Origin of the sequence: Bordetella hinzii LMG 13501, assembly GCF_001548475.1 — a bacterium.
In the GTDB taxonomy this organism is placed as follows: Bacteria; Pseudomonadota; Gammaproteobacteria; order Burkholderiales; family Burkholderiaceae_B; genus Bordetella; species Bordetella hinzii.
The window spans coordinates 1-11,296 of record NZ_LRUJ01000019.1; the positions used below are offsets into that span (position 1 = coordinate 1).

At 68.7% G+C, this 11,296-nt stretch carries 13 protein-coding genes; 4 read left to right on the forward strand and 9 right to left on the reverse strand.

What is annotated here, in order from left to right; translation table 11 throughout:
• Positions 1-22: 22 nt before the first annotated feature.
• Both AXA74_RS13545 and AXA74_RS13550 read right to left on the reverse strand, forming a co-directional pair.
• Entirely contained in the window at positions 23-577 is a 555-nt protein-coding gene (locus AXA74_RS13545) for a TetR/AcrR family transcriptional regulator (protein ID WP_032978560.1), read from the reverse strand.
• 81 nt (positions 578-658) lie between these two features.
• Positions 659-964 (reverse strand): DUF4148 domain-containing protein, encoded by a 306-nt coding sequence (locus AXA74_RS13550; protein WP_029579445.1) that lies wholly within the window; start codon positions 962-964, stop codon positions 659-661.
• A 469-nt stretch (positions 965-1,433) separates the two neighbouring features.
• Between AXA74_RS13550 and bioB the strand changes: the two genes are divergently transcribed.
• Both bioB and AXA74_RS13560 read left to right on the forward strand, forming a co-directional pair.
• Entirely contained in the window at positions 1,434-2,402 is a 969-nt protein-coding gene (gene bioB / locus AXA74_RS13555; protein WP_029579444.1) for a biotin synthase BioB, read from the forward strand.
• Positions 2,399-3,244, forward strand: coding sequence for an EamA family transporter (locus tag AXA74_RS13560; protein WP_032978557.1), 846 nt, complete (start codon positions 2,399-2,401; stop codon positions 3,242-3,244). Before bioB ends, AXA74_RS13560 begins: the two co-directional genes overlap by 4 nt.
• On the opposite strand, the gene AXA74_RS13565 is transcribed toward AXA74_RS13560, so the two are convergent.
• The 3 genes from AXA74_RS13565 to AXA74_RS13575 all read right to left on the reverse strand — a co-directional run bounded on the left by AXA74_RS13565 (position 3,241) and on the right by AXA74_RS13575 (position 4,991).
• A complete protein-coding gene (locus AXA74_RS13565; protein WP_029579442.1) occupies positions 3,241-3,579 on the reverse strand; it encodes a 2Fe-2S iron-sulfur cluster-binding protein in 339 nt (112 codons plus the stop codon). The two genes, AXA74_RS13560 and AXA74_RS13565, sit on opposite strands and share 4 nt — an antisense overlap.
• Complete coding sequence (locus tag AXA74_RS13570) at positions 3,576-4,160, reverse strand: NUDIX domain-containing protein (RefSeq protein WP_029579441.1); 585 nt, start codon at positions 4,158-4,160, stop codon at positions 3,576-3,578. Before AXA74_RS13570 ends, AXA74_RS13565 begins: the two co-directional genes overlap by 4 nt.
• A gap of 66 nt (positions 4,161-4,226) precedes the next feature.
• Positions 4,227-4,991, reverse strand: a complete 765-nt coding sequence (locus AXA74_RS13575) for a sulfite exporter TauE/SafE family protein (RefSeq protein WP_029579440.1) — start codon at positions 4,989-4,991, stop codon at positions 4,227-4,229.
• Positions 4,992-5,074: 83 nt separating this feature from the next.
• Between AXA74_RS13575 and AXA74_RS13580 the strand changes: the two genes are divergently transcribed.
• Entirely contained in the window at positions 5,075-5,956 is an 882-nt protein-coding gene (locus AXA74_RS13580; RefSeq protein ID WP_029579439.1) for a LysR substrate-binding domain-containing protein, read from the forward strand.
• Here AXA74_RS13580 and AXA74_RS13585 read toward each other — a convergent pair.
• Together AXA74_RS13585 and AXA74_RS13590 are read right to left on the reverse strand one after the other, a co-directional pair.
• Positions 5,953-6,171 carry a DUF3820 family protein gene (locus AXA74_RS13585; RefSeq protein ID WP_032956316.1) on the reverse strand — a complete coding sequence of 73 codons (219 nt, stop codon included), beginning with the start codon at positions 6,169-6,171 and terminating at the stop codon, positions 5,953-5,955. The two genes, AXA74_RS13580 and AXA74_RS13585, sit on opposite strands and share 4 nt — an antisense overlap.
• A gap of 24 nt (positions 6,172-6,195) precedes the next feature.
• The gene (locus AXA74_RS13590; RefSeq protein WP_032956314.1) at positions 6,196-7,146 is read right to left on the reverse strand and encodes a GlxA family transcriptional regulator; all 951 of its coding nucleotides are present in this window, start codon (positions 7,144-7,146) and stop codon (positions 6,196-6,198) included.
• Positions 7,147-7,229: 83 nt separating this feature from the next.
• Between AXA74_RS13590 and AXA74_RS13595 the strand changes: the two genes are divergently transcribed.
• A complete protein-coding gene (locus tag AXA74_RS13595; RefSeq protein WP_032963059.1) occupies positions 7,230-8,453 on the forward strand; it encodes an MFS transporter in 1,224 nt (407 codons plus the stop codon).
• On the opposite strand, the gene AXA74_RS13600 is transcribed toward AXA74_RS13595, so the two are convergent.
• Together AXA74_RS13600 and AXA74_RS13605 are read right to left on the reverse strand one after the other, a co-directional pair.
• Positions 8,447-9,640, reverse strand: coding sequence for an acyl-CoA dehydrogenase family protein (locus AXA74_RS13600; RefSeq protein ID WP_029579435.1), 1,194 nt, complete (start codon positions 9,638-9,640; stop codon positions 8,447-8,449). The two genes, AXA74_RS13595 and AXA74_RS13600, sit on opposite strands and share 7 nt — an antisense overlap.
• Positions 9,641-9,653: 13 nt before the next feature.
• Positions 9,654-11,282, reverse strand: a complete 1,629-nt coding sequence (locus AXA74_RS13605; protein ID WP_032956306.1) for an ABC transporter substrate-binding protein — start codon at positions 11,280-11,282, stop codon at positions 9,654-9,656.
• Positions 11,283-11,296 lie beyond the last annotated feature (14 nt).

Sequence of the window (11,296 nt, forward strand, 5' to 3'; positions counted from 1 at the left end):
TTTTTGCTGGCGGCGCGCGGGGCTAGAACCGCAGCGTGTCTTTCAGGCGCGGCGGCGTCTGGAACAGCCGCGCCGTGATCATCAAACCTTGCACCGCCGCGAACAGGCCGCGCGCGGCGGTTTCGGGATCGCCTTCCACGCGCAGGCTGCCGTCGGCCTGGCCTTCGCGCAGGACGGCGGTCAGCCACGCTTCGTGCGCGTGGAAAAACCCTTGCAGCGCCAGCCTGACTTTTTCAGGCAGGGACATGACTTCGGCGGCCAGCATGCCGCCCAGGCACAGCTGCTCGCTGCAGGCGTGCGACTCCAGGGTCTCGAAATAACGGTCCAGGCGCTGACGCGCCGGCAAGGCGGGATCGATGCCGCGGATCGTGGCCAGGGCTCGGGCGCTATAGGCCTGCACCGCCTCGAGCAACAGGTCGTCCTTGCAAGGGAAGTAGTAGTGGATGCTGGACGTTTTCACGCCCACATGCTCGGCCAGGTCACGGTAGCTAAAGCCATTGCACCCCCGGATACGAATCAGGGTCTGGGCATGGCTGAGCAGCTGGTCGCGCGTCGAATTTGCGGTTGGCGTATCCATGACGCTAGTTTACCTACTCATAGATCAGCATGCAGCCGCCGCGCACCCGGGTAGTCCCGGGGCGCGGCGCCGGGCGGCGCATCAGCCGGCCACGGGCGGGTAGTCCAGCTCGCCACTGTCGGTCAGGCCTTGCGCACGGGCGGCGGCAAGCTCGGCCTTGACCTGGCTGCGGCTGGCCTGGCCAGCGGCGGCGTAGGCGGTGACGGGATAGTCTTCTTCACCGGAGGCCAGCAGGCCGGCTTGGCGGGCGGCTTGCAAGTCCGACTGCACTTGGGCGCGGGTAGCCGTGGCATGGCTGTCCTGGGCGGGCGGCCAATCCAGCTCACCGGCTTGGGCGGCGCCGACGAACACGGCGGAAAGCATCAGGGCGGAAACAAGGGTCTTCATGATCAAACTCCGTAAGGGGACAACACAGACTGTCGATAAAAATCTATCTACTTATAGATAGGCTGCTAGGGAAATAAAAAGAGGCAAGGCCTCGTGCTGCGCTCCCGGCTTGGGAGGAACTCCGGTTTTGTGCACCGTTGGACGAATACTACCTACTAGTAGATAGATAACGCAAGCCGGGGATATGTACACATTTGTAACAAACCATCTTCCCAATCGCGTGCATGGCGGTCGGACAGAAGAAGTCCCCAATGGCCGCCCCTAAAAATCTGATTTACACAACGAAACAATTTTTCGGCGCCGTCGCGCTCCCGGAAGATGGCGGGGACTTAGTCGAGGCCATTGCGCATTTGCTCCCCATCTCCGCCTTTCGTCGCCGTTCATGTGGCCAATCAGGCGGTTTCAGGACACATTGCCAGGGATCGCCGGGCTTTCTACGATCCGCCGTTCCGACTCACTGGAGATCCGCATGCAGACCATCCCCCTGCCCATCCGCCCGGCCGCCGGACGTTGGCGCACCGCCGATGTGCTGGCCCTGTACGAGCTGCCTTTCCCCGTGCTGATGCACCGGGCGCAGACCGTGCATCGCGAGCACTTCGACCCCACGGATATCCAGCTCTCCAGCCTGTTGTCGATCAAGACGGGCGGCTGCCCCGAAGATTGCGGCTACTGCTCGCAGTCGGCCCGTCATGACACGGGCCTGGCCGCCGAGAAACTGATGCCGCTGGACGAGGTGCTGGCCGCCGCGCGCGCCGCCAAACAGGCCGGCGCGCAGCGCTTTTGCATGGGCGCGGCCTGGCGCAGCCCCAAGGACCACCAGCTCGAAGCCGTCGCCGACATGGTGCGCGAGGTCAAGGCCCTGGGCCTGGAGACCTGTGTCACCCTGGGCATGCTCAAGGAAGGCCAGGCCGGGCAGCTCAAGGAGGCCGGGCTGGATTATTACAACCACAACCTGGACACCTCGCCCGAGTACTACGGCCGCGTCATCACCACCCGCGGCTACCAGGACCGCCTGGACACGCTGGCGCAGGTGCGCGAAGCCGGCATCCATGTCTGCTGCGGCGGCATCATCGGCATGGGCGAGTCGCGCCGCGACCGCGCCAGCCTGATCGCGCAACTGGCCAGCATGGAGCCCTACCCCGAATCCGTGCCCATCAACCATCTGGTGCCCATCGCCGGCACGCCGCTGGCCGAGGCCGAGCCGCTGGATGTGTTCGAGTTCGTGCGCACCATCGCCGTGGCGCGCATCACCATGCCGCGCGCCAAGGTGCGCCTGTCGGCGGGCCGCCAGGCCTTGAGCGAAGCCGAGCAGGCCCTGTGCTTCCTGGCCGGCGCCAACTCCATGTTCTACGGCGACGCCCTGCTCACCACGGGCAATCCGCAAGTCCAGGCCGACCGCGCGCTGATGGACAAGCTGGGCTTGCGGGCCGAGGCATGAACCCCGGACTGCTGTTCTTGCCGGCCAGCGTGTTGTGCAGCGTGACGCTGGCCGTGCTGCTCAAGCTGGCGCGCCGCCACGGCGTGGATGTGCGCCAGGCCATCCTGGCCAACTACGCGCTGGCCTCGGTGCTGTGCCTGCTCCTGCTGCGGCCCGACCTGGGCTCGCTGCCGCATGCGCCGCTGCTGCTGACCTTGGCCGGCCTGGGCGTGCTGCTGCCCACCATCTTCATGGCCCTGGCCCAGTCGGTGCGCCATGCCGGCATCGTCAAGACAGACGCGGCCCAGCGCCTGTCGCTCTTCATCGCCCTGGGCGCGGCCTTTGTGCTGTTCGGCGAGCCTGTCACGGCGCGCAAGCTGGGCGGCATCGCGCTGGCCTGCGCGGCGCTTTTCTGCCTGCTGCGCAGGCCGGCGCGGCAGGGGGGCGGCCGCGCCGCATGGGCCTGGCCGCTGGTGGTGTGGATGGGCTATGGCGTGATCGACGTGCTGTTCAAGCTGCTGGCGCGGGCCGGCGCGGGCTTCGCCGCCGCGCTGCTGGGCGCCTTCATGCTCGCCGGCGGGCTGATACTGTGCTGGCTGCTGTGGCGACGCGCTGCCTGGCGCGCCCGCGATCTGGCCGCCGGCCTGCTGCTGGGTCTCGTCAACTTCGGCAATATCTACACCTATATCCGCGCCCACCAGAGCCTGCCCGACCAGCCCGCCCTGGTGTTCGCCTCGATGAATATGGGCGTGATCGCCTTGGGCACCGCCGCCGGCGCCCTGCTGTTCGGGGAGAAACTGTCGGCCCTCAACGGCCTGGGCCTGGCGTTGGCCCTGGGAGCCATCGCCGTCATGCTGCCTTAGCGCCGCGCGCCGGTCAGCGAGGCGCGCTCGGCCGGCGCGGGCGGCGCCAGCGGCTCGGCCAGCGGCGCCTGCAGCACCAGGTCGGTCTCGGCATGGGCCACGCAGGGCAGGATCCAGCCATCGGCCTGCTCATCGCTGGCCACGCCCGGCCATTCGATGCGGTAGGCCACGCGGCCCGATTCCATCTTGCACATGCAGGCCCGGCAGCTGCCGTTGCGGCAGGAGCTGGGCAGGCGGATCCCGGCCGCCTTGGCCGCGCGCAGGACGGGCGTGTCGGCGCCAGCCCGGAAGCGCCAGCCCGAAGGCAGCAGCAGGACTTCGTATTCCGTGCTCACGCGGCCTGCCAATCCAGTTCCCAGGCCCCCGACAGGGCGTTCTGCAGCCAGAGCATGCAGGTCAGGGTCTTGGCGTCGGTCACCTCGCCGCGCTGGCACGCCTGCAGCAGGGCCGGCAGGGTGGCGCTGCGCACGTCGAGAAACTCGTCCGCGTCCAGGCGGCGTTCGCCCGCCGTCAGGCCGCGCGCGAAATAGATATGGATGATCTCGGTGGAATAGGCGATGGCCAGATGCAGCGCGCCGGCCCGGGCCCATTGGGCCGCGGTGTAGCCGGTCTCTTCGAGGAGCTCGCGCTTGGCGCAGGCCAGCGGGTCCTCGCCCGGATCGAGCTTGCCGGCCGGGAATTCCGTCATGACGCGCCCGACCGGATAGCGGTACTGGCGCTCCAGCAGCACCCGGCCGTCGTCGAGCAGCGGGATCACGACCACGGCGCCGGGGTGGACCACATATTCGCGCGAAACGACGTGTTCATTGGGCAGGCGCACCATGTCGCGGCGCACTTTGAGGAAGCGGCCGTCGTAGACCAGCTCGCTGCTCTCCCGGGTTTCCAGCAGGTGTTGCTCTTGGGGATCGATGGACATGATTCTCGTGAAGAACGCGCGCCGCGGCGACGCGCCTGCCCACAATTTACCATCCGCGCCCCGGGCTCAATGCTTGAGCAGGAGGTTCACGCCCAGTAGCGCCAGGGCGATGAAAAACCCGCGCTTGAAGGCGGTCTCGCTGATACGCCGCCGCAGGCCCTGGCCGGCCCACATGCCCAGCAGGGCCGGCCCGAGGGCCAGCGCCGACGCCGCCATCTCGCCGGCGCCGAGCGCGCCGCCATAGGCCAGCCCGCCAGCCATGGCCAAGGTGGACACCATGAAGGAAATGCCCATGGCCTGCACCAGCGTGTTGCGGTCCAGGCCCAGGGCTTGCAGATAGGGCACCGAGGGCAGCACGAACACGCCCGTGACGGCCGTGATCAGGCCGGTGACCGTCCCGGTCAGGGCCCCAAGCCAGCCTTCCTGGCGCGGCGGCACGCGCAGCTTGATGGGCGACAGGCCCACGGCCGCGTAGCACAGCAGCGCGCCGCCCAGCAGGCTGGAGGCCCCGGCATCGCTGACGCCGGCAAAGAGCCAGGCGCCCAGCGCGGTGCCCAGGCAGATGGTGACCAGCAGCACGGCCAGCCGGCGCAGCAGGACGCGGAAATGGCCGCCCGAGGCCATCTGCCAGATATTGGTGATGACGGCGGGCACCACCAGCAGCGCGGCAGCCTGCGGCGCAGGCATAGCCATGCTGAGCAGCCCGACGGCGACCGTGGGCATGCCCAGGCCGATGCAGCCTTTGACGAAGCCGGCCAGGAGAAAGACGCCAAGCACGGCGGCGGCGAGGGGCCAGCCCGCCTGGACGAAGAAGTCAGTGAATAGATGCATGATGGCGGCATCATGCGCCCGCGCCCTTGCTTTGAAAATGCGTAATACACTGACCCAGCCTATGTCCCTGACAGAGCCTGGATATGCATTTCGACCTGACGGACCTGCGCCTGTTCCTCAATATCTGTGAAAAAGGCAGCATCACGGCCGGCGCGGCGGCCAGCCATCTCGCCTTGCCCTCGGCCAGCGCCCGGCTGCGCGGCCTGGAGGCCTCGCTAGGCACGCCGCTCTTCAGCCGCGAGCGGCGCGGCGTCACGGCCACTCCCGCCGGCCTGGCCCTGGCGCACCATGCCCGGCTGCTGCTGCAGCAAGTCGCCCACCTGCAGGAAGACCTGGGCGAATACGCGCTGGGCTTCAAGGGCCGCGTGCGGCTCTTGTGCAATACCGCCGCCATCTCCGAGTTCTTGCCCGACCCGCTGGCCGACTTCCTCAAGGCGCACCCGAATGTGGACGTCGATGTGCAGGAGCAGCCCAGCTACCGCATCGTGCCCGCCCTGGTGCAGGGCGCGGCCGACGTAGGCATCGTCTCCGACGCGGTGGACTTGACCGGCATGGACGTGCTGCCTTTCCGCACCGACCGCCTCGAATTGCTGACGCCTGCCGATCATCCGCTGGCGCGGCGCGGCCCGCTGCGCTATGCCGAAACCCTGGACCATGACTATGTGGCGCTGGAGGCCGGCAGCGCGCTGTCGGCCCACCTGGACGACCAGGCCGCCCGGGCCGGCCGCCAGATGCGGGCGCGCGTGCGCATGCGCACCTTCGCGTCCATTGCCCGCATGGTCGAGCGCGGCGTGGGCGTGGCCGTCATTCCGCAATCGGCCGCCCGCCGCTTGCGCCTGGGCGCCGGCCTGCGGCGCCTGGCGCTGACCGACGACTGGGCCGACCGCCGCCTGGTGCTGTGCGTGCGCGGCCTGGCCGCCGCGCCCGGCTATGTGCAGGCCCTGGTGCAGGCGCTGCGGGCCTAGGGTTTGTTTCCGCGCAGAGGATCCAGCAAGGGACGCAGGCCGTTGTGGTCCAGCTCGTGCATGAGCGCCAGCAGCCGGCCGATCTCGCCCTTGGGAAAACCGTTGCGGGCGAACCAGGTCAGGTAATGGCCGGGCAGGTCCGCGATCAGCCGCCCCTGGTATTTGCCGAAAGGCATTTCACGGCGGACCAGGAGAGCAAGCAGTTCGGGATCCATGGCAAGACAGCTCGGAAGAAAACGCTACTGTAACGCCCTGCCCGCGCTGCGGCGCAAGGCTTGCGGCGGCTGGCCATAGATGCGGATGAAGGCGCGGCGCATGCGCTCGGTATCGCCGAAGCCCACGCGGCGCGCAATGGCATCCAGCCCCGCCTCGCCTTCCTCGACCAGCTCGCGCGCGGCCTCGGCCCGCACGCGCTCGACCGCCTTGGCCGGCGTCTGCCCGGTCTCCCGCTTGAACTGGCGGCAGAACTGGCGCGGGCTCAGGCAGGCCACCCCGGCCAGCCGCTCGATGTCCAGCACCTCATCCAGGTGCTCGCCCACATGGGCCAGCACCTCCCGCATGCGTCCGCTGGCGGGCGCCAGGTCCTGCAGGGCCGAGAACTGCGACTGCCCGCCCGTGCGGCGGTGATAGACGACCATCTCGCGCGCCGTGGCCCGCGCCACGGCCTCGCCATGATCGGCCTGCACCAGGGCCAGCGCCAGGTCGATGCCCGCTGTGATGCCGGCCGAGGTCCATACCCGACCGTCCTGGACATAGATGCGGTCGGCCTCGACGGCCAGCTCGGGGTGGCGCTGCTGCAGCTCGGCCGCATGGCGCCAATGGGTGGTGACGCGCCGGCCTTGCAGGATGCCGGCCTGGGCCAGCACGAAGGCGCCGGTGCAGACACTGGCCACGCGGCGGCCACGGGCCTGGGCCGCGCGCAGATAGGCCAGCATGCCGGCAGAGGCGCGCGGCACCCGCGCGCCCCAGCCGCCCGGCACCAGCACCGTGTCGGCGCGCAGGCCGCGCCAGGCGCGCGTCTGCACGAGCACGCCGGCCGAGCAGCGCACCGCTGCGCCGTCGGCCGAGGCCAGCACGGTCTCATAGGCCCCCGGCACCAGCTCGGCGGCGACATGGAAGACGGACAGCGGTCCGGCCATATCCAGCAGCTGAAAGCCCGGCATGGGCAGGATGCAGACACGGTGAGTCATGGCATGAAAAGAGGGAAAATAGTCGTTCTTGCCATAGTGTGGCCGGCTAGAGTGAAGGCTGTCAAACCCCCGCAACGAAAACCATGACGTCTTCCTCCCTGGGCCAGCGCAACGCCCGCATCCTGGCCATCTGCCAAGGCCTGTACATCGCCGCCATTTCCATCGACCTGACCCTGACTGCCCTGACCGGCCAGATGCTGGCGCCTTATCCGGCCCTGGCGACGCTGCCCTTCGCCCTGATCACCGTGGCCGGCGCCGTGGTCACCTGGTTTGCCTCCCTGCTCATGCAACGTATCGGACGGCGCGCGGGGTTCATGCTGGGCGCCCTGACCGGCGCGGCGGGCGGGCTGATCTCCGTGGCGGCGGTGTTCCACAGCGATTTCTGGCTCTTCTGCCTGGGCACGGCTCTGGTCGGCGTGTTCCAGGCCTTTGCGCAGTATTACCGGCTGGCCGCGGCCGACGCCGTGCCCGCCGAGGCCAAGAGCCGCGCCATCTCTATCGTGCTGACCGGAGGCGTCATCGCCGCTATCGCCGGACCGGCGCTGGCGGCCTGGGCCAAGGATCTGTTTCCGCTGGCGACCTTTGCCGGCGCCTATCTGATGGTGGCCTTGCTTGGCGGCGCCAGCGCCCTGCTGCTGCTGTTGGGCTATCGCGACCAGGAAGCCCCCGCCCAGGCCGATGTCCATGACCAGCCGCTGCCGGCCCGCGCGCTGGGCGAAGTCATGCGCCAGCCCATCTTTGTCGCCGCCCTGGCCAACAACGTCGTGGGCTCGGTCACGATGATGTTCATCATGACGGCCGCGCCGCTGGCCGCCGTCGCGTGCCAGCACAGCATCGGCGACGGCGCCAACATCATGCAGTGGCACCTGATCGGCATGTACGCGCCCGCGTTTTTCGCCGGTGCGCTGATCAAGCGCCTGGGCCTGCCGCGCGTGCTGGGCCTGGGCATGCTGCTGAACGCGGCCTGCTCGGTGATCGCCATGCAGTCCACCTCCCTGCCCGCCTTTTATGCCGCGCTGTTCTGCCTGGGCGTGGGCTGGAACTTCATGTTCGTCGGCGGCACGACGCTGCTGGCCCAATCCTACCGTCCCGCCGAACGGGCCCGCGTCCAGGGCGCGGCCGAGATGCTGCGCTACATCACCACCGCCTTGGCCACATTGGCCGCCGGGCCTGCCCTGGCGCGATTCGGCTGGGACAGCCTGAACGCGGCCATGCTGCCCGTGGTCGGACTGGCCGCCCTCATGACCTGGTGGTGGGCCGCGCCGCGCCCGGCCGCCGGGGTCAAGGTCCAGGGCGGCTCTCAATAGGCATAGCTGACCGGCGGCGCGACCCCGTTGAGCAGATAATTGCCCACCGCCTTGAACTTGTAGGCCACGGGATCGTGAGTGGTGTGGGTGCGGGCGTTGCGCCAGTGCCGGTCGTAGTTGTGCGAGCGCAGCGTCGTGGCCGCCCCGCCTACGTCGAACAGGCGCTGGCCGGCATGCAAGGCCGCCTGCGTCGAGACGATCTTGGCCTGCGCGGTCAGCACCGAGGCCTCGGCCGCCAGGCCGGCGATGTCCCCCTGGCCGGCATAGCGCGCCTGCGCGGCGCGCTCGACAGCCCGCGCGGCTTCGAACACCAGGGCCCGCGCGGCATGGACGGTGGCCGCGATGTCGCCGATCGTGTGCAGCACATAGGGATCATCCTGGCCGCGCGCCACGCCGCTTTCCGGCACAGGCCGGATGCCGCGCCGGCCCCAGTCCACCGCATCGCGCAAGGCGGCCAGGCCGATGCCCACCTCGATGGCGCAATGGATGAGCTGCGAGGTCGCCCCCGTGTGATGCCGTTCGGTCTGCCAACGCTGCACGCGCATGAGCTCGTGCTCGCCGACGGCCAGCCCGCGGAAACTGGCCGTGCCGCTGGCGGTGCAGCGCTGCCCCATGCCGTCCCAATCGTCGCGCAGCTCGATGCCGTCGCGCCCCACCGGCACCACGGCCAGCACTTTTTCGCCGGCCTCGTCCACGGCCAGGATCTTCAACAGATCACCCAGCATGGCGCCCGTGCAGTACTGTTTCTCGCCATCCAGCACATAGCCCTGCCCGGCCCGGCGCAGGCGCGTGGCCACCTCGCCGCGGTATTTGCCGCCGCGCTCGGCCGAGGCGCCGCCCACCAAACGGCCCTGCGCCACCTGGGCCAGGAAATCATCCGCCTGGGCAGGCGTGGCCATGAGCAGGGTGCGCTCGACAAAGACGAAATGCGGCAACAGCGCCTGCGCCACGCTGGGATCCCCCTCGGCCAGCAGGATGACCAACTGAGCGAGGTCCTCGTGGCTGCCGCCGGCGCCGCCCAGCCGCCGCGGCACCCGCAGCGCGCCCAGGCCGGCCTGGCGCACCCGTGCAAAGGCATCATGCGGCAAAGACGGCGCGCGATCGCGCTCGCTGGCCTCGGCCGCCAGGGACGAGCCCAGCGCCCGCGCCGCGTCCAGCAGGTCCCGCGGACTGATCGAAGCATGCATGGCGGACACCTCCTCAAGCCTGCAGCCAGGCATCGGCCAGCGTGGAATAGAAGGTCAGCGGCCCTTGGCGCAACCCCTGGACGCGGCGATCGTAGATGCCGTAGAACTTCAGTTCCAGCAAGGTGATGGAGGCGACGTCGTCCTGGGCGATGCGCTGCATCTCGAAGATATGCTCGCGGCGTTTCTGGACATCGCCCTCTTCCTGCATGGCCTCGATGGCGCGGTCCATCTCGGCCGAGGCATAGCCCGAACCATTGCTCGAAGGCGAACCCGGCTTGATGTTCTTGCTCCAGAAACGCCGCTGCACACCGATCTGCGGATCGGTATACGCCGAGTACCACATCGATGCCGTATCGAATTCATAATCGGTGAACATCTTGCGCACATAGGTGCCCAGGTCGTAGTTGACCAGCTTCAGGTCGACGCCGATCTTCTTCAATTGCTGGCGGAACAACTCGCCAGCGCGCACATAGGCCGCGCCATAGGGCGCGCAGGTGACATGGGTGATGGACATGCGCCAGCCGTCCGCGCCGCGCCGGAATCCGGCCTCGTCCAGCAGTTGCTCGGCCTTGGCCGGATCGTAGGCGTATTGCGTCAGGCCGGGTTTGTAAAAGGCCTTCTGGTAGCTGGGCACCGGGCTGGTGGCCACGTCGGCCAGGCCGTACCAGACCGTTTCGGCCAGGGTCTTGGCGTCCAGGGCGTGGGCAAAGGCGCGGCGCACGCGGATGTCCCGGAAACGTTCCTGCCGGAAATTGAAGTCGAAGAAGAACATGGGCGCGGGCGCCTGCCAGCCCTCGGTGTTGACCTCCAGGCGCGGATTGGCCTGCAGGCGCGCCACGTCGCTTTCGGGCACCGGGTTATTGGCGCCCAGCAGGATTTCGCCGTTTTCCAGCGCGGCCGCGCGCGAGCCGGCATCCGGAATGTTCTTGAAGATGATGCGGTCCAGATAGGGCTTGCCGGAATCCCAGTAGTCCGGGTTGCGCTCCAACAGGATGTGGCTGCCGCGCACCCACTCCTTGAACACGAAAGCGCCGGTGCCCACCGGCTTGAGATTCCAGGGATTGGTCAGCGGGTTGCTGCCTTCGTACAGGTGCTTGGGCACGATCTGGGTTTCCGTGCCAAAGAGCGCGGCCCAGATCACCGGGGAAGGCCCGCTCAGGCGCAGGACCACGGTGTGCGCGTCGGGCGCGTCCACGGCGATGACCTTGGCGAAGGTCGACGCCCCGCGCGGATGAGTCTTCTTGACCACGTTGAGGATGGAGTACTGCACGTCGGCCGACGTGAAAGGCGTGCCGTCATGCCACTTCACATTGCGGCGCAGGTGGAACACGATCTGCTTGCCGTCGGCGGACTGCTCCCAGGACTCGGCCAATTGCGGCTGCGGCTTGAATTCCCGGTCATAGGTCACCAGGCCGTCGAAGATGCTGGCCGAGATGGGCAGCACGGGGGCCGAGATGTTGATGCCGCCCACCAGGCCGGCCGAGGGCTCGGGCGTCACATTGGCGACCAGGGTCCCGCCGCGCGCCGGCCCGCCGGCGGCCGCCTGCGCGGCCCAGGCCGAGGGCAGCATGCCCACGCCGGCGCCAGCGGCCAGGAGTTCCAGGAAATGTCGTCGGCTCAATTGCCAGGATGCTTGCTGCATGGTCTATACCTCGT

Coding starts and splice junctions, on each gene's coding strand:
- bioB (WP_029579444.1), top strand. CDS start 1,434: ATGCAGACCATCCCCCTGCCCATCCGCCCGGCCGCCGGACGTTGGCGC.
- AXA74_RS13595 (WP_032963059.1), top strand. CDS start 7,230: ATGACGTCTTCCTCCCTGGGCCAGCGCAACGCCCGCATCCTGGCCATC.
- AXA74_RS13570 (WP_029579441.1), bottom strand. CDS start 4,160: ATGTCCATCGATCCCCAAGAGCAACACCTGCTGGAAACCCGGGAGAGC.
- AXA74_RS13590 (WP_032956314.1), bottom strand. CDS start 7,146: ATGACTCACCGTGTCTGCATCCTGCCCATGCCGGGCTTTCAGCTGCTG.
- AXA74_RS13575 (WP_029579440.1), bottom strand. CDS start 4,991: ATGCATCTATTCACTGACTTCTTCGTCCAGGCGGGCTGGCCCCTCGCC.
- AXA74_RS13580 (WP_029579439.1), top strand. CDS start 5,075: ATGCATTTCGACCTGACGGACCTGCGCCTGTTCCTCAATATCTGTGAA.
- AXA74_RS13605 (WP_032956306.1), bottom strand. CDS start 11,282: ATGCAGCAAGCATCCTGGCAATTGAGCCGACGACATTTCCTGGAACTC.
- AXA74_RS13585 (WP_032956316.1), bottom strand. CDS start 6,171: ATGGATCCCGAACTGCTTGCTCTCCTGGTCCGCCGTGAAATGCCTTTC.
- AXA74_RS13545 (WP_032978560.1), bottom strand. CDS start 577: ATGGATACGCCAACCGCAAATTCGACGCGCGACCAGCTGCTCAGCCAT.
- AXA74_RS13560 (WP_032978557.1), top strand. CDS start 2,399: ATGAACCCCGGACTGCTGTTCTTGCCGGCCAGCGTGTTGTGCAGCGTG.
- AXA74_RS13550 (WP_029579445.1), bottom strand. CDS start 964: ATGAAGACCCTTGTTTCCGCCCTGATGCTTTCCGCCGTGTTCGTCGGC.
- AXA74_RS13600 (WP_029579435.1), bottom strand. CDS start 9,640: ATGCATGCTTCGATCAGTCCGCGGGACCTGCTGGACGCGGCGCGGGCG.